Source organism: Metallosphaera tengchongensis, assembly GCF_013343295.1.
Classification (GTDB): Archaea; Thermoproteota; Thermoprotei_A; order Sulfolobales; family Sulfolobaceae; genus Metallosphaera; species Metallosphaera tengchongensis.
In genome coordinates, this window is sequence record NZ_CP049074.1 from 1,616,857 (window position 1) to 1,632,496 (window position 15,640).

The 15,640-nt window shown below is 45.0% G+C and carries 16 protein-coding genes; 12 read left to right on the forward strand and 4 right to left on the reverse strand.

Annotated features, from left to right (window positions below; translation table 11 throughout):
* Window positions 1-7: 7 nt before the first annotated feature.
* The gene (locus tag GWK48_RS08725; protein WP_174631447.1) at window positions 8-607 is read right to left on the reverse strand and encodes a hypothetical protein; all 600 of its coding nucleotides are present in this window, start codon (window positions 605-607) and stop codon (window positions 8-10) included.
* A 327-nt stretch (window positions 608-934) separates the two neighbouring features.
* Between GWK48_RS08725 and GWK48_RS08730 the strand changes: the two genes are divergently transcribed.
* From GWK48_RS08730 to GWK48_RS08750, 5 genes are all read left to right on the forward strand, one after another.
* Window positions 935-1,810 carry a mechanosensitive ion channel family protein gene (locus GWK48_RS08730; protein WP_174631449.1) on the forward strand — a complete coding sequence of 292 codons (876 nt, stop codon included), beginning with the start codon at window positions 935-937 and terminating at the stop codon, window positions 1,808-1,810.
* A 180-nt stretch (window positions 1,811-1,990) separates the two neighbouring features.
* Complete coding sequence (locus tag GWK48_RS08735; protein ID WP_174631451.1) at window positions 1,991-4,579, forward strand: COG1361 S-layer family protein; 2,589 nt, start codon at window positions 1,991-1,993, stop codon at window positions 4,577-4,579.
* A 34-nt stretch (window positions 4,580-4,613) separates the two neighbouring features.
* Window positions 4,614-4,757: a hypothetical protein gene (locus tag GWK48_RS08740; protein ID WP_174631453.1), complete on the forward strand. Its 144-nt coding sequence runs from the start codon at window positions 4,614-4,616 to the stop codon at window positions 4,755-4,757.
* Window positions 4,742-5,470 (forward strand): helix-turn-helix transcriptional regulator, encoded by a 729-nt coding sequence (locus tag GWK48_RS08745; RefSeq protein WP_174631455.1) that lies wholly within the window; start codon window positions 4,742-4,744, stop codon window positions 5,468-5,470. Before GWK48_RS08740 ends, GWK48_RS08745 begins: the two co-directional genes overlap by 16 nt.
* Window positions 5,467-5,889: a hypothetical protein gene (locus GWK48_RS08750; protein WP_174631457.1), complete on the forward strand. Its 423-nt coding sequence runs from the start codon at window positions 5,467-5,469 to the stop codon at window positions 5,887-5,889. The genes GWK48_RS08745 and GWK48_RS08750 overlap by 4 nt, the downstream gene beginning before the upstream one ends.
* On the opposite strand, the gene GWK48_RS08755 is transcribed toward GWK48_RS08750, so the two are convergent.
* Together GWK48_RS08755 and GWK48_RS08760 are read right to left on the reverse strand one after the other, a co-directional pair.
* Window positions 5,886-6,317, reverse strand: a complete 432-nt coding sequence (locus GWK48_RS08755; protein WP_174632710.1) for a hypothetical protein — start codon at window positions 6,315-6,317, stop codon at window positions 5,886-5,888. The two genes, GWK48_RS08750 and GWK48_RS08755, sit on opposite strands and share 4 nt — an antisense overlap.
* 80 nt (window positions 6,318-6,397) lie before the next feature.
* Window positions 6,398-7,693, reverse strand: a complete 1,296-nt coding sequence (locus GWK48_RS08760) for an APC family permease (RefSeq protein ID WP_174631459.1) — start codon at window positions 7,691-7,693, stop codon at window positions 6,398-6,400.
* Between the two features lie 451 nt (window positions 7,694-8,144).
* On the opposite strand from GWK48_RS08760, the gene GWK48_RS08765 reads away from it, so the two are divergent.
* Genes GWK48_RS08765 through GWK48_RS08775 form a run of 3 tightly spaced genes read left to right on the forward strand, consistent with a single transcriptional unit; the run spans window position 8,145 to window position 9,810 of the window.
* A complete protein-coding gene (locus GWK48_RS08765; RefSeq protein WP_174631460.1) occupies window positions 8,145-8,519 on the forward strand; it encodes a hypothetical protein in 375 nt (124 codons plus the stop codon).
* Window positions 8,520-8,547: 28 nt separating this feature from the next.
* Window positions 8,548-9,027: an AAA-associated domain-containing protein gene (locus tag GWK48_RS08770; protein ID WP_174631462.1), complete on the forward strand. Its 480-nt coding sequence runs from the start codon at window positions 8,548-8,550 to the stop codon at window positions 9,025-9,027.
* Between the two features lie 42 nt (window positions 9,028-9,069).
* On the forward strand, window positions 9,070-9,810 hold the full coding sequence (locus GWK48_RS08775) for a VIT1/CCC1 transporter family protein (protein ID WP_174631464.1): 741 nt from the start codon (window positions 9,070-9,072) through the stop codon (window positions 9,808-9,810).
* A 174-nt stretch (window positions 9,811-9,984) separates the two neighbouring features.
* On the opposite strand, the gene GWK48_RS08780 is transcribed toward GWK48_RS08775, so the two are convergent.
* Window positions 9,985-10,905 carry a hypothetical protein gene (locus tag GWK48_RS08780; protein WP_174631466.1) on the reverse strand — a complete coding sequence of 307 codons (921 nt, stop codon included), beginning with the start codon at window positions 10,903-10,905 and terminating at the stop codon, window positions 9,985-9,987.
* A 60-nt stretch (window positions 10,906-10,965) separates the two neighbouring features.
* Here GWK48_RS08780 and GWK48_RS08785 point away from each other — a divergent pair, with 60 nt between their 5' ends.
* Genes GWK48_RS08785 through GWK48_RS08800 form a run of 4 tightly spaced genes read left to right on the forward strand, consistent with a single transcriptional unit; the run spans window position 10,966 to window position 15,564 of the window.
* The gene (locus GWK48_RS08785; RefSeq protein WP_174631468.1) at window positions 10,966-12,297 is read left to right on the forward strand and encodes a DEAD/DEAH box helicase family protein; all 1,332 of its coding nucleotides are present in this window, start codon (window positions 10,966-10,968) and stop codon (window positions 12,295-12,297) included.
* Window positions 12,284-13,726: an endonuclease Bax1 gene (bax1, locus tag GWK48_RS08790; protein WP_174631470.1), complete on the forward strand. Its 1,443-nt coding sequence runs from the start codon at window positions 12,284-12,286 to the stop codon at window positions 13,724-13,726. The genes GWK48_RS08785 and bax1 overlap by 14 nt, the downstream gene beginning before the upstream one ends.
* A complete protein-coding gene (locus tag GWK48_RS08795) occupies window positions 13,723-14,358 on the forward strand; it encodes an HAD family hydrolase (RefSeq protein ID WP_174631471.1) in 636 nt (211 codons plus the stop codon). The genes bax1 and GWK48_RS08795 overlap by 4 nt, the downstream gene beginning before the upstream one ends.
* A 60-nt stretch (window positions 14,359-14,418) precedes the next feature.
* On the forward strand, window positions 14,419-15,564 hold the full coding sequence (locus GWK48_RS08800) for an RsmB/NOP family class I SAM-dependent RNA methyltransferase (protein ID WP_246263788.1): 1,146 nt from the start codon (window positions 14,419-14,421) through the stop codon (window positions 15,562-15,564).
* The last annotated feature ends 76 nt before the right edge of the window (window positions 15,565-15,640 follow it).

Genomic DNA, 15,640 nt, shown 5'->3' on the forward strand with positions numbered 1-15,640 from the left:
TTCAGAGTTAAATGGTATACAACCTTGGTACTATTGTTTTTCTTAGCTTTAGAATTTTATAGGAAGTATTTAGGTGGTCCTCAACCACTTGAGCTGTGAAAAGGGAGCATAACTTAGATTGTCTCACAAGCTCCATGGACAGTCCCAGTTCCTTCTTAGCGTAATCAAGGTCTATCTGTTTCACCAACTCCACTCCCTCCCTTAACGCGCTAGGGTTAGACCAGAGGTCAAACCTCGTGACAGGAGACCAGATTATGTCCTCAATATAATACAGGGGTTTCCAGGCGTCCAGGACGTGACCGTGATCTATTATATATCCCTTCCTGTCCTTGACCATTACATGTTCCCTCTTTAGGTCAACGTTTAAGAGGAGTTCCTCAAATGGGAGAGACATCCCTAACTCCTTTTTGTTGACGATCTCCTGGTCCTTTAAATCCCCTAGGTAATCCATTGATAAGCCTATGTCACCGTTGTCTAAACTCACAAGCTCAACTTCCGGTATCGGTAGACCCAGTGACCTGCCCAGGGTAGAGGAAAAGATCTCATAGGAAAGTTCCAGCGCTATATTTACATCCTTTTCCTTCTTCGCCTTCTTAATATATTTCATTTACGACTACTCTTTTCCGTGAGCTACAACGTGACCCTTTAAATTTAACTAAACGGGTGACGGCCGAAATTAGGTTTTGGTTCACTTACCTTGAGACAGTCATGTTTTAAATGATATTTTATAATCAATATAAAGATCTAAAATAAAAATATTGTCAAGGGGTTCAACTCTTGATCCAACTATTTATATTTTATCGGATAAGGTAATAGTAAGCCCTGAACAAGTTCAGACATTACCTCGGCTAAATCTAAACCTATTTTCGCTCGTTATATTCTTTATTAAGAGAGAACTCAAGTTTTTTATAAAGTAAGTATCGTTATATTAGCTATGAGCTCGGTTCGATCTTTGACAAAGGTACTCATCTCCTTGGTGTTAATAGGGGTTGCTGTCTTCATAATCCACGCTTTTGTCTCGACCATAGTTGCCTCAAACTCGAAGCTCATACCCTACGTAAATGAGGTTCAGCTCGGTCTAGACGCAGCGTTGGTGGGGATAGGTGGATACATTATAATAAGGATAATTAAGTATGCCTTGGAAAATTACCTGCTTAACAAAGCTGATAAGGTTACAGTAAGGTCTGTATCCCTACTTGTGGATCTCCTGCTATACACCTTGCTAGTTTTGGCCATTCTCTCAGCCCTAGGAGTGAACCTTACAGGAGCTGCTATTGGAGGTGCAGTAGGAGGAGTTGCCATAGGCCTAGCTGCGCAGACGGTAGTGTCCAACATTCTATCTGGGATAATGGTAACGTCTTCAAGAACATTGAGACCTGGGGATGCTGTTGTTCTCCAGTCATGGATTTGGTCCCCTCCAATAGTTGGGGAAGCTGAAAGGGTAACTTTGCTATTTACAGAGGTCAGGACTATTACAGGCAACCTCGTTAAAGTTCCCAACTCGGCCTTTCTAGGAAACACGGTCTTCACTAAATTAAAGGAAGGGGATAACTTGGTGTATCCTTACCAACTGACTATAAATGCTGACGTACCGGCTGATATATTGGTTCAACGGGCTAGACTGGCCTTGGAGGACGAGTTCAAGAAAATTAACATGAAGACGCCTGAAGTTTCCTTCTATAACAAGAATGGCAGTACAAACGTGTTCCTGGTCCTAGTGACCTTGAACGACATGACAAAGTTGTCCTCCTACCTCGATATGATTAACAGGACGTTTGAACGAATTTATTGGGAGCTTAAAGGTAAGTAATTTCAACGTGTTTAACTTCTCATTTAAACCTTCTTGGGTCAGAGTAATTCCCCCTTTCATCTAAAGATAAGGTTATGGATAACCTTAGCCATTCTCATCTATCGCCAGGATCTGACCTGTACCTCAAATCCCTCGAAGCTTTGCATGACTTTAAATACTAAAGATATATCTTTAACAACTATGACATTAAGGTTAAAAAGCATAATAATACTTGGACTTTTGCTCTTTGGTACGTTTTTTAGTTTAGTTCCTTTGGGGCTCGGTATTTCTTCACCTAACCTCCATTTTCTCATGTACGCTAAGCCACTTGAAGAACCGTTAGCCCCTGGACTAACTGACGTACCTATAAACTTCACAATTGTTAACTTGAATAACTTCGCCCTTCACAACGTCAACGTTTCTGCGTTCTCAGTGTTTCCGTTCGATCTGATAAATTACTATAATGATACTCAGAACATCTCCATACTAAATTGGAATCCCGGACAAGCGATAAGCGTCATTTACTATTACAACATTAATAACTCGGCATCCCAAGGCGTGTATAACATCTCCTTGAAGGTGGCAGGTCCCATATTTTTCTTCGGACATTTTCACGAAACGCTAAACGCTTCTGTCGCAATCCTCGGTTACGCTAGGGCTTCAGTTCAGGCAGTATGGGGGTCACCCTCATCTCCACAGCTTGTAGCCCCTGGAGATAATAACGTCCCCATAACCTTGGTAGTGGTCAACCAAGGTAACGTGGAGCTTTCCAATTCCTCAATATTGCTGACCTCAACTTACCCGATCAAGTTCATGCAGAACTACCTCAATATAGGTTACTTACCTCCAGGTCAACCTGTGGAGCTGACCACCTACGCATCGGTCTACCCCAACGCTACGTCTGGGGTGTACCAAATTCCAGCTCAAATACAGTACTTCTCAGATTCAAAAATACACACTACAGTATCAATTCCAATTACTGGTTACGCCAACTTTTCGGTAACCTCCCTGTGGGGAAGTTCGAGCAATCCCATAGTGGTGGGAGCAGGGAGCGCTAGAATGCCAATTACACTCATAGTGAATAACCTAGGGGACGTGAACGTGAATAACGTCTCCATATCTTTCCCTCAAAACGAGTTTCCGCTACACTTCCTGCAACAGACCGGTTATCTGGGAATAATTCCGGCAGGGCTTTACTCTGAAACCACCTTGACCGTCTCAGTCTACTCCAACGCGTCACCTGGGGTGTACTACTTGCAGGGTACTATTCACTACTTCAACACCAATGAGAAGATTTACGTACCTGTCGCAATCCTCGGTTACGCTAGGGCTTCAGTTCAGGCAGTATGGGGGTCACCCTCATCTCCACAGCTTGTAGCCCCTGGAGATAATAACGTCCCCATAACCTTGGTAGTGGTCAACCAAGGTAACGTGGAGCTTTCCAATTCCTCAATATTGCTGACCTCAACTTACCCGATCAAGTTCATGCAGAACTACCTCAATATAGGTTACTTACCTCCAGGTCAACCTGTGGAGCTGACCACCTACGCATCGGTCTACCCCAACGCTACGTCTGGGGTGTACCAAATTCCAGCTCAAATACAGTACTTCTCAGGGAAGGAGGTCATAAACACAATGATTACTGTACCCATAGTGGGTTACGAGAGTTTCTTCATCTCCACAGTTTGGGGGTCAACCTCCTCACCGCTCACTGCGGCCCCAGGACAAACCAATTTGCCCTTGACTTTCCTTCTGAGGAACTTGGGAGATGTAGATGCACTTAACGTTTCGCTCTACTTCTCCAGCTCAGAGTTTCCTATTCAATTTTCCCAGAACGCCATAATGATAGGTATTGTCCCTGCTGGGCAAATAAATGAGGGTAGTGTAACTGTTAACGTGTTTCCCAACGCGACTCCTGGAACATACTACATACCCGTTGTAGTCCATTACAGCCAAGTGAATGTCACTCAATACGTACCTGTTACGATTTACTCACCGAAGATAACGCTTTCTGTGTTCACTGTTCCTCCCCAAGTGTTTCCGGGATTCTATGACGTCAGGATAGGTACAATTTTAACCAACTACGGTACTGCGTCTGCACAAAACGCTTACATAACTTTCCAGTCGCCTTTCCCCGTGGTCTCCCAAAGTAACATCACTGTGGGAGCTATACCTCCTGGTGTTCCAGTAAACTCATCCTTCATCATAAACGTTCCTGACAACACGCCTGCAGGACAGTACCACCTAACGTTTAACGTATATTATGACGGAGGTAGCTACACTAAGACTTACACTTTGACAGTCTACCCAAAGGCTAACATTACGGTGGTTGATGTAATTTACTCTCAGTTACAGCCTGGAGACACGAAGGTTCCAGTGACGATCGTCCTCAAGAACATTGGAAACTCAACTGCCAAGAACGTGAAGGCGATCCTTGGATCCTCTGACGTTATATATCCACATGTGAGCTCGTCCAATCCATTACAGGCTCTAACTGCCTCTGAAGCCAGCGTGGGCGATTTAAGCCCAGGTCAGGAGACTAACGTAACCTACGTTATTGACGTCAGCGGTGGAGCTTCTGCTGGAAGCTATCCCCTCACCTTAACCCTCGTATGGAACCAGACCGGTTCCTTTGTGCCCTTCGTACAAAACGATCAGTTCCACGTTACCGTGAGCCCACCCCTAACCTCAGTATTGTTACAAGATCCGGCGTTTTACATTGCCCTGATAGTGGTTGTCATAGTTATAATCATATTGATAGTACTTCTCAGCCGTAGAAGGAGAAAGTGATAATATTTTTTAGTTTTCACACTAACATATTCACATGTTATTGGATCCGATAGTGAAGCTGCTAGCTTTTATTGTACCTGCGTATTCTAGGTTGGCTGTAGTTATAGCGCTAGGCTTCTACTTGTTACTTTTCTTCCTCTCTTTGTTTGCGGTGTTTTCAACATGGATAAAGGGATGATCTTGGTGATCTTTCTGAGTATCTCCTTGGTTCCAGTGGTTTCATCACAAGTCTATCTCACGGAGTACTACAACGGTACCGTGATCCTTGACTTCTACTCGCCTAGGTTCGTAATAGTGCCAAGTAACTGGACATTAATTTCCTCCCACAATATATCCAGGAACGGGAACGTTCTAGTCCCCACAACAATCCCAGCCTCGGCTGAGTTCGAGGTCCCCAATCAAGGTGTAATAAATGTCTCTGAGCCCAACGTCTCCAAGGTTTTTGTAATTCTACCTATAAACTCGAAGATAACCTACATGAGCCCTGATCCAGTATCTTTGATCCAACAGGGAAACTTGATAAACATCAGTTTCGATTCTGGAAACGTTATAGTGGCATATTACCTTGTAGATCAAGGTACCCTTCTGGACAATCCCTATCTATACACAACTGGGGTGAGCACAGGCCTCTCAGCCTATCTGGCGTTCTTGCTCTGGAGGAGGAGACCTCAACCTGAGGTAGCTGCCCCCAACGAACTGGACAGCCGGGATGCCAAGATCTTGGAGGCCATAAGGTCAGGTGCGGACAACCTAAACAAGATTTCCGAGATCTCCCTGCTCCCAAGAACCACAGTTTACAGGAGGGTAAAGAAGCTAGTCGCCTTAGGGCTTGTTGAGGAAGTTAGGGAGAGGGGAAGAGTTAGATACGTTGTTAAAGGTGAACCCAAATGAGAACCTACATTATTATAGCCCTCCTAATCATTTCCGTTGCGTTTACGGCTTACTCATCGGCCAGGCTGATAGACTCCACAGTGAGCCAATACCAAGGTCAGGGCACGCAGAGCTACCCATTTAGTTTCAATTATACTGAAGTACTTTACGTCCCCCACTCAGGAGATTACGCAGTTAAGATAGAGAGCAACAAATCCATTTTCAGTTCGCTCTACGTCATAGCGTTAATAAGCTTAGGGGAAGATTCAAAGACAGTAGCGGTAACCCTTTCCTCCCCGTATCAAGTGGTTCATTTACACAGGGGTCTTTATCAGGTGAAGTTTTTCGTTACAGGAACCTCGAGAGATAAGATCAATATTACAACCTTAGAACAAAACGTTAACTTAACTATAATTTACGAAGGGGAAGGTGAAGATTAATACAAAATGGCTATCTTACAGTTCTTTAGAAATTCCCTTACGTAATTAAGATATTCCTTTACGTCATCTGATTGCAGGAACTCAAAGATATATCCGTCATAGTGTAACCTTTTTCCTATCTCCCAGGTGTTATCTATCCAGTCCCCCAATATGTCTGTAAGGAAAGCTGGCAACTCCTTAATGTCCTTCTTCAAGCCGAAGTAGTCCCCTAGGGCTTTCATCCCCTCCACTATTGCCTTAAAGAGCATCTCACTCGCCAAGTGGGGCGAAGTTACCGATAGCTCCTCAGCCCTATCTGCGTAGAAGTCAGCTGTATCTAACCTAATTTTCACGATCTCCTCTTGGCTTAGCTTACCCTCTAGGGCGTCGTTCGCCTCACTCCAGTCGTTTTGCTTACCTATTTCTAAAATAGCTTCGGGTAAATTCACACTAGTTATTTTCATATAGGAGGCTTAAAAGACGGAAACGAGAATATTACGGTGAGCATGGGGTATGTCACTATCCTATCCTATTTACCTTGTCCTTCAGTAAAATTAAATGACGAGATCACTAACCCAGTTAACCCCAAACCCACCACGACAACAATTCCCAACAGAGCTATGGGGCCAGTGGTTAAATAGGTTGAATAGAGCCCTCCAATCATCACCGAAGCTGAGACCAAACCGAGGAGAAAGTCCTTAATATGATATCCGTTCCTCAAGGAGAGCTTAGAGTAACCAATGGAAAGTAAGGTGTGCGAAATGAAAAGCGAGAAAAGGGAGAAAATCAAAAAGTACTCATACGCCATCGAGAATTGGTCAGACAGAGCGATCGTAACTGCTGAAGTAAAGAACACAGCCCCTACCGCAAATACAGACCTAGACAGGGAGATTCCATTGAGCGATAGGGTAAGTCTAGACACAGAAACGTAAGCTGCTATTAAGGATCCTATTAGACTGTTCACGGTAAGCAGAAACATGATGGTCGCGAAGGGTTCTCCTAGATAAAGTTTTGCAACTATTAGTCCAGGGAAGCCCGTGTTAACTAGGTTAGTGAGTCCTCCGACCACATTCTTGGATGCGCTCACCAAAAAGAAGGCCGAGAAGATCATGATTATCGAGGCTGAAATGAAGGCCATAATGTAAGCCATCCCCACGGCTCTACCCTTTCCCTTAGCTTCCTTTCCCAGGAAGAAGGAGGCTCCACCTCCAGCCACGGTAAAGGACGCTACAATAGACCCCGTCAATAGCTGGTAAACACTACCTTTAGGAGGTACTACTAGGTTAATTCCGTCCAAGCGGATGACCTGTAGACCTAACACTACTATGAACAGCATCTCCAGTACGGACGTGATTAGACCGTAAAATAAGGGCGGTCTAACTCCGGCTATCATTATTAGTATTATCAACGATGGAACAGCTACTTCTAGGACTTTGCTTACGACTGGCGGTGTGTTGTAAAACTGAAGAAGAAATCCTGCAAGATAAGTCAAGGTTGAGACCATGTAGAACACGTAGCTCCCCCAGTAAATCCAACCTACTGCAGAGGATAACCTTGGACCGAAGATGTTCCTGGCGAATGTGTACGTACCACCTTCTGAAGGATAGAGCTTTGAAAACCTGTAACCTATGTAAGCCCAAGTCGAGTACATTAGGACACCTAAAATGGTCGCCAGACCACTTGATGTCCCAGCAGTTAACAGGGTAACGGTAAGATATGCAGATACTGAACTCAGTGGAGCTATGGACGCCATGGATTGACTAAAAACTAAGTAGAAGGGCAGTTGGGACTCCCTTATCCTTAACCTTTGGGATAGGCTATCCATATATTGTCATTTCCTAATCCTCTTTTATTCTTTTCGTTTATTGAGGATAATTGGGCTCGTCTTCCCTATACGAAGTACTGAAAACCTTAGAGCCCGTTTTAGGATGAAACGGGACTTGTTCAACACTTTAAGCCCTTTTAAAGAGACCACAGTTCCATAGAGGTTTGTGAACGTTATGTAGCAATAGGCCCAATTTGTTATCAAACCCGACCTCCTATACACGATAAAGGGTAGGGTTATCCTTTTGGTTATTACCCTTAACTGGTGAGCGTACTATGACCCTTGGAGAGGACCATTAGGCTCTGAAGTTCAGGTCTAGGATGTAGGTTTAGGTATTTCTTTGAACCTCACCCTAGGTTGAGGTAAAACCCTTCGGTTAAGCTTCAAGTTAAGGCTAAATAAACAAGTAAAAACTCAATATTTTTATTGTCTCACTGCGTTATTTTCTCCCATGAAATCTTACAGCTACTTTCTGCTAGGATCTTCTATCTGTCTGATTATTGGAGGTTACGAGCTATTAGGGACAGTCCCCTTGTTGTTAACTGTCCTAACGTATTCCACAACTGTTGTCTTGATTGCCCTAGCTTTCTTCATAGAGAGAGGGAACCAACTAGCAATAAAGATAGGAGTGGTTCTTGGCATCTTGGCCATTGGCTCCTCAACAGCCTCCAGCGCCCACTTGGAAGCTTTAAGTCAATTCGGCTCAGACGTTAAGATCTCGGTCCTAGATCTCCTCATGGTTATGGGCTTCTACGTCTTTCCAGGGCTCTACATCTTAACCTGGTTGTACAACCTTAGAAGGAGAGCCCACCTCGGGAAAGATTGAAATAGTCTAGAACATTAGGTGTTTGGCTATGAATGTAATAAGCTCAGACGCAAGAATAGCTGACCTGATAGGCTTACTCTCGGTACTTAATAACATATTCGACGGAAGGACTGACCTTTACCAACTGGAGAAGGAGATGGAAGTGGATGTGGACGATCTAATGCCCATTGTGTATACAGCGAGCCAAATGGGGTTAGTCACTGTTGGAGAAGGTGACATTATCATCAGCGACAAGGGCTTGGAGTTCTTGAAATCCAACATCAAAAAAAGGAAGGAGATAATTAGGGAAAGCTTAACCAAGATAGAGCCTTTCGTCACAGCTATGGAGTTGAAGGTGTTTTCCCTAAATGAGCTATTGGAGACCCTTCAGAGGAAGGGAATCCAGAACTATAATAAACCAGAAGGAATGTATGAACTCCAGCTCATCATTTTAGAGTGGGGAGTCTACTCAGGACTCATATCTAGGCTTGACGAGAACAGGTTTAAAGTAAACTACGATAAATCGTAATTTAAGCAAATCTTTAAAATGAATTCTGTAAATTAGTACGATATGGCAGAAGCTGGGAAGGAAGTACAACACAGAACGGAGGAAGCTGACGTATTCAGAACTAAGGTTTTCGGGATTCAAGACGGGCTCATAGGGGTTGGTAGTATAGCCCTAGGTGCTGCAGGGTTCTCCCACGACTCCCTCCTTGTGGTAGTTACTGGTCTCATTGCTACAATAGCTCAGGCCTTCTCCATGGGTGTGGGAGAGTTCATCTCCACCAGGGTTAGGATGCAAGTTTTCAACAACGAGATACGGAAGGAGAGGTACGAGATAGATAACTACCCTGAGAAGGAAAGGGACGAGTTAATTTCCTTTTACCTAGAGAAGGGAATACCTAAGGAGGAGTCCGAGAAGATTGCTGACATTTTGATGAAAAACAAGGAAGTTGTATTAAATGAGATGCTAATTCATGAGCTAAAGATATTCCCCGATGAGTTCCAAGCCCCTGTAAAGCTTGGATTAATTATGGCACTCTACCTTGTAACCGGAGGGATAATACCAATTATACCATTTGCCTTTGACGTCTGGCTAAAGTTTGGGTTCATTTTAGCATTGACAGGCTCAGTTGTGCTCATTATTATTACCCTGTCCTTATTTGGATATCTCTCTACAAGGTATACTGGTCTCTCCAGGTGGAAAGGGCCAGCAGAACAAGTGCTCACTGGAATAATAGCATTAGCTGGAAGTTACTTTGCAGGTTATGGACTTTCACTCTTAATACCCACGCAGTCATTCTTACCTTGAGTCTATTTCAACTCGTAACTCATATCCATGTCAATGACGTAGGACATGAATTACCTGCCTGTCAACATATTTATTATTTAAGTGGAGGAAAGATCCAATCTCTGAAACTCCTTACCATCACCTGCACTCTATAAATTACGTAATCCTTCTCAAGATACTTGGTATTTGGTCTCCCTACTCGTGAAAGAGGTTCCTTTGTAAGTCCCTTGGTATCCTAGCTGGTCTGTTATCTAAAGCAAATAGTTCCCTCCTCTTGGCTTCCAACTGTTTGATTTCCTTGCCCAATACCTCAGCTGCCGTGAGTACAGCTACGCCCGAGGAGTTGGCAACGTCATAAAGAGGTTCCAGGACCTTTCTGTAATTCAAATCCCTCAAGACGTGATGGTCAACGACCATCTTCTCTAGGCCAGACTTAGCTAGGATTTCCATGTTCTTGACAGAACTTTGCAGTTGTTCCTCGCTCAGAGCCCTGCCGAGCAGGTAACTTAGAGGCCCATCTATAATGATGAAGTTGGGTTTGGTTTCCAGCGTAAATTTCACGTGTTCTTGGCTTGGAACCCCCTCGACATCAGAGGTGAAAAGGACGTTATCTACACCATCAGATATGCTCACCTGGATCACGAAACCTAGCCTAATGTCAGCTCCATGGGGAACAGGATGGGAGAACTTAATTACAGTGTTACCCACCTTCACTTCCTTTCCATCAGCGAAATTTATTTCCTTGGGGAGGCCTTTTAGGGCTTTTAGAAACTTAGGGGCCCTTATCTTACCCTGGCTGACGTTGATGAACTCCAAGGGATTTTTTACGTATACGGTCTTTCCCCTATATACATCGGTAGGGATAATATAACCAGGATCGTGATGATCGTAATGGTAGTGTGTAACGATCAATATGTCAGCTAGTTTCGCCTCGTCGGTAATCTCCTTAGCCAGTGCGGTGAGAGTGTCCACCTCTACCTGATGAGGAGGCAAGCCATATCTCCTCGGGCAAAGGGAAATTGCGGGATCTATCATTATTCTAACGTCCTTGGTTTCTACGAGGGTTGCCTGGGACCTAACTCCTAAGCTCTCAAAAGCTATCGGCTTAATTATCATAGAGTATATGTTCTGTGAAATAATTTTTAACTTTGTCATCTACAAATAATCAGGTTTATCGTGGTAAAGTTAAGATACTTTAAGGGCTTATTGCTTTCCGACAGCTTTGCCCCAGGGCTCCAGTGGAATGAGGAGCTGAAGAGTTACGTTTCACCAGCTTACAAGTACCTCTCCGTGCTCCAATATTTCAAGAAGGGGAACATTGAAGTGGACGATGAAGTAATGGATCCACTTCCTTTCCCTCTCATAAAGGACTCCCTGTCCCTTAGGGACTACCAGGAAAGAGCGCTCAAGGCCTGGCTGTCAAAGAAGAGAGGGATTGTTGTGCTCCCCACAGGTGCAGGTAAAACTGCGGTGGGGATTAAGGCCATTTCAACCCTTAAGGTTGCGTCTCTAATAGTTGTCCCCACAATTGAGCTCCTTCATCAGTGGAAGGAGAGGATCAACGATTCCCTAGGTGTAGAGGCCGGGATAGTTGGGGGAGGGGAGGAGAGAATGCTGGGCATAACGGTCATAACTTACGATTCAGCCTACACCAAGGTTGAGCTACTGGGCAATAAGTTCCCCTTGATAATATTCGACGAAGTTCATCACCTTCCTTCGGCGGGTTACATTAACATTGGAGAGCTAATGGCCTCTCCCTACAGGCTAGGCTTAACCGCGACTCCAGAGAGGGAGGATAATAGGCACGTCCTATTAAGGGATGTCGTGGGCCCTGTGCTCATCAGACTCTCCCCTTCCCAGCTCGCTGGGAAGTATCTAGCCGAGTTCAAGACCCAGAAAATATATGTTGAGCTCACACCGCAAGAGAAGGTGGTTTATGACGACCTCAGGGCAAAATTCTCCAAATTCCTTCGAAAAAGGAGAATTGTCATGACGGGCCCCGGTGATTTCCAGAAACTAATCTTCATGGCTTCCAGGGACAAAGAGGCCAGGGAAGCTCTCCTTGCGTGGCATGAATCCCTTAGAATCGCAGTAAATTCTCAAAATAAGATTGAGAAGCTGAGGGAACTTCTAAGGGAGTACTCTAACGAGAAGATCATTGTGTTCACTAGGGACGTGGAAATGGCTTATAGGGTATCTAGAGAGTTCCTGGTACCTGCGGTGACTTACCTTACCCCTAAGGATGAAAGGAGAGAGATCCTTGAGAAGTTCAGGCAAGGAACCTACAGGGTAATCGTCGCGTCAAACGTATTTGACGAAGGGGTGGATGTACCCGACGCCAGCGTGGGCGTTATCCTAGGTGGATACGGTACTTCCAGACAGATGGTTCAGAGGTTAGGTAGGATACTTAGAAAAAAGGAGGGGAAGGTGGCTACGCTCATTGAGATTGTAACCAAAGGGACGAGCGACCATAACTTGAGTAGGAGGAGATCCTATGCTACCAAGTGAGCTGGCTAGGTTCAGGATTTATGACGATAGAATATACCCCTCATTCGCTGACCAAAAGGATCTAGAACTTGTGAATAACTTGATCTCCCTCTACAAACCTGGAGTCACCTTGGGAGAGGTGGAGGACAACGTCAAGCTTTTGGAGAGGGTATATGGAATGACAACCCAAGGGGCTAAGTTGGTAAGGGGACTGCATAGGGTTATCCTGAGGCACGTTAAACTCTCTGGTGAGTCGCCTGTGGATCCTCAGGTAATAAGACGGGAGCTCTTCTCGGAAGGTCCTGCAATAAACCCTGAGGATAGGGATGAGAGGGTGAGAAGGGTAAAGGAAAAACTCGGAGTGGACGTGGAGAAGTTCATGTTTGGAGACTTGGACGAGAGCAAAACCATATCAGAAGTCCAGGTGAGGTCACCTGAGGATATTATCAAAGAGTATAACCTTTCCCTCCTCCAAACTGTCATGTTCAAGTCCTACAGGGTTACGTTCACCGTAGAGGACAATTGGAAGAACCTTCTCAGATGGGTAAAAAAATTGGGGTTAATGTACGTTGCTTACCCCAACCCCGTCAGGATCGAGGTTTTCGGTCCCTATACCTTACTCAAACCTTCGGAGAAGTATGGGAGGAACTTAGCCCTCCTGCTACCTATAGCAGTTTCGTCAAGGGAATGGACCGTGGAGGCCGAAATTATATTGGGAAAGAAGAAGCGTAGAGTTTACAAACTGAAGGTTGAGAACTTCCAGTGGATTAGCTCCCATGTTGAAGAGGGGAGGATCTTTGACAGCTCCGTAGAGGAGGACGTATACTGGAGTTTAAGAAGCTTAGTCAAGGATTGGAAGATAGAGAGGGAACCAGGTCCTCTAGTGGTGAACGGAAGGATACTTCTGCCAGACTTTCTCCTTGAAAAGGACGGGTTTAAGGTTTACGTTGAGGTAGTGGGCTTTTGGACCGAGGAGTACCTCAGGGAGAAGGTAAAGAAACTGGAGGGTACTTCAGTCCCCCTCATAGCCTTGGTTAATGAGGAGTTAGGAGTCGGGAAAATTAGGGACTTACCCGTGATCACCTACAAGAGGAAAGTGGATCCAGGGAAGGTGTACTCAAAGCTGAAGGAGTTGGAAGGTAGATACGTTAGGTCAGTGGAGTATTCACTCGAGGGAGGAGAAGTCATCTCTATAAAGGAAATCGCTTTGAAGTACGGGGTATCTGAAAGCCTAATGAGAAAGAACCTGAAGGAGTTTCCTGGTTACGTTCTATTGAGAAACTACTACGTAAGGGAGGAGCTTCTCAACAAGTTGGCAAAGGAGAACTTTGAGGGGAAGAGACTTCAGGATCTGGTAAGCACTTACGGTGAATATATTACGGAGATTTTAGAGAGACTCGGGTACAAGATAAGGTGGAAAAACATTCAGGAGGCAGTTGTGGTAAGATGAGGTCTCTACTTCTGGACTTGGATGGAACGTTGGCAACAACCGCGAACGTTCACAAGGAGGCATGGGAGATCGCGCTTAAAAGGTTGGGAATCAGGGTAGAGGTTAATCTTGACCTTCTGATGGGTAGGAAGACGCTAGATATAGCAAGGGTACTGGGCGGCGATAGATACCTTGAGTTATACAACCTGAAGAACGAGATCTACGATGAGCTCGTAGGAACTAAAGCCTTTCCTCTTCCCTGCGCCAGGGAGCTCGTCAAGGACGCTAGGGAGCTGGGCTACTCCGTCGCTGTGGTAACTTCCTCCCTTAGGAGGTCAGCCATGAGAAGCCTTCAAGCCATAGGCATCGAGCCGGACATACTGGTTGCTGGAGATGATGTGGAGAGGGGGAAGCCAGACCCATTACCAGTTTTGACTGCATTACGAAGGCTAGGCAGCAAACCTGAGAAGAGCATAGGGGTAGGGGATACTGTTTATGACTTCCAGGCTTTTAAAGGGGCAGGAGTCGCCTACGTTTTCATCATAAAGGGTGAACTCAACCTAGACAACTCATCGTTGGTGGATCAGGGAGGGATCCTAGTGGAAAGTCCATGTGACGTGGACAGGTTCATAAGAAGTGTAGTCTTTCAATAGGGTAAGCTGAAGACGCAAGTCCTTTGATGTAGTCGCTACATTTAAGACAGTGCCACTGTTATGTTTGATCAAGTGATGAAAGTTAGTGTTGATGGATTGATGAAGTCTCCTAGTCCAACTGAAGATAAAAATTGTTATCTTTTACTAAGAAGAGCTGTGCAATACGTGATTGGAGGGTCTCCCCCAGAGGTTGCCTTCAAAAGGGCTGTAAGCGATCTCTCCCGTAGCGTCCCTGGTTGTTATGATGTTTTCCTCGAGGTTCTGCGTCACCTTCCCTGCGTCTGGAAGAAGTATCCGCTCCTGGACTTGGGTTCATCTGAGGCTATCTCTAAGGCTCTTGAATGTAAGGAAGAAGTGTGCCTACCCAACTGGATTTATCAGAGGTTAATTCGACTTTTGGGGGAGCAGGGGATCAGAAATCTGCACAGGAGAAGGAAGTGGGTCAGGATAAATACGTTAAAGATAGACGAAGAGGAAGCAGTCAATCTCATGACTAGGAAGGGTTACTCCTTTGAGAGGGATAAGGACTTCCCTTACCTTCTAGAGTGGAGAACCCCACACGTGATATCAACCCCAGAGTACTCCTCGGGAGTGCTTATACCACACGATAAGGCGACCTCCTATGTGGTTCAGGTCTTGGATCCTAAACCTGGCGAAATAGTACTAGAGCTTGGAGGATCTCCAGGAGTTAAGACATCCTTGATACAACAGATGACACGTAACTCCTCTTTCGTAATTTCAGTGGACATTTCCGCCAAGAGGCTGGAACTACAAAGACAACTCATGAAAAAATGGGGGGTAGAAAACGTACAACTGGTCAATGCAGACGGTGCAAAAATGTGGGTGAGGAGAGTCCACAAAGTGCTAATAGACGCGCCCTGCACAAACAGCGGAACCATAAACGCAGACCCATCGCTCCCAATTAGGTTAAGGAAGAGAGAGCTGTTAAATCTAGTGAGAATTCAGGAAAGAATTCTCTCGGAGGCCATAAAGTTAGGAGTCCCAGTTGTCTACTCCACCTGCTCCCTATTCCCGGAGGAGGGGGAACTTCAGGTAGAGAGATACTCGAGATACCTCGTAAAGATTGCTGAGGATCCTTCATTCTTAGGTTATAGGAGGAGTAAGGTTTGGCTTAGGGTAATGAGAACTTATCCACACGTTCATTACACGGAAGGTTTCTTCATAGCTAAACTAAATCCGCAGTAGGTCCTTACGAGCTCGTTTAGGGACCCTGGAAAAAGCGTAAAATAGAAATTGACTACCTCCTCACCAAGGATAAAGT

Coding starts and splice junctions, on each gene's coding strand:
- bax1 (WP_174631470.1), top strand. CDS start 12,284: ATGCTACCAAGTGAGCTGGCTAGGTTCAGGATTTATGACGATAGAATA.
- GWK48_RS08775 (WP_174631464.1), top strand. CDS start 9,070: ATGGCAGAAGCTGGGAAGGAAGTACAACACAGAACGGAGGAAGCTGAC.
- GWK48_RS08745 (WP_174631455.1), top strand. CDS start 4,742: ATGGATAAAGGGATGATCTTGGTGATCTTTCTGAGTATCTCCTTGGTT.
- GWK48_RS08740 (WP_174631453.1), top strand. CDS start 4,614: ATGTTATTGGATCCGATAGTGAAGCTGCTAGCTTTTATTGTACCTGCG.
- GWK48_RS08770 (WP_174631462.1), top strand. CDS start 8,548: ATGAATGTAATAAGCTCAGACGCAAGAATAGCTGACCTGATAGGCTTA.
- GWK48_RS08725 (WP_174631447.1), bottom strand. CDS start 607: ATGAAATATATTAAGAAGGCGAAGAAGGAAAAGGATGTAAATATAGCG.
- GWK48_RS08765 (WP_174631460.1), top strand. CDS start 8,145: ATGAAATCTTACAGCTACTTTCTGCTAGGATCTTCTATCTGTCTGATT.
- GWK48_RS08760 (WP_174631459.1), bottom strand. CDS start 7,693: ATGGATAGCCTATCCCAAAGGTTAAGGATAAGGGAGTCCCAACTGCCC.
- GWK48_RS08735 (WP_174631451.1), top strand. CDS start 1,991: ATGACATTAAGGTTAAAAAGCATAATAATACTTGGACTTTTGCTCTTT.
- GWK48_RS08800 (WP_246263788.1), top strand. CDS start 14,419: ATGTTTGATCAAGTGATGAAAGTTAGTGTTGATGGATTGATGAAGTCT.
- GWK48_RS08795 (WP_174631471.1), top strand. CDS start 13,723: ATGAGGTCTCTACTTCTGGACTTGGATGGAACGTTGGCAACAACCGCG.
- GWK48_RS08750 (WP_174631457.1), top strand. CDS start 5,467: ATGAGAACCTACATTATTATAGCCCTCCTAATCATTTCCGTTGCGTTT.
- GWK48_RS08730 (WP_174631449.1), top strand. CDS start 935: ATGAGCTCGGTTCGATCTTTGACAAAGGTACTCATCTCCTTGGTGTTA.
- GWK48_RS08780 (WP_174631466.1), bottom strand. CDS start 10,905: ATGATAATTAAGCCGATAGCTTTTGAGAGCTTAGGAGTTAGGTCCCAG.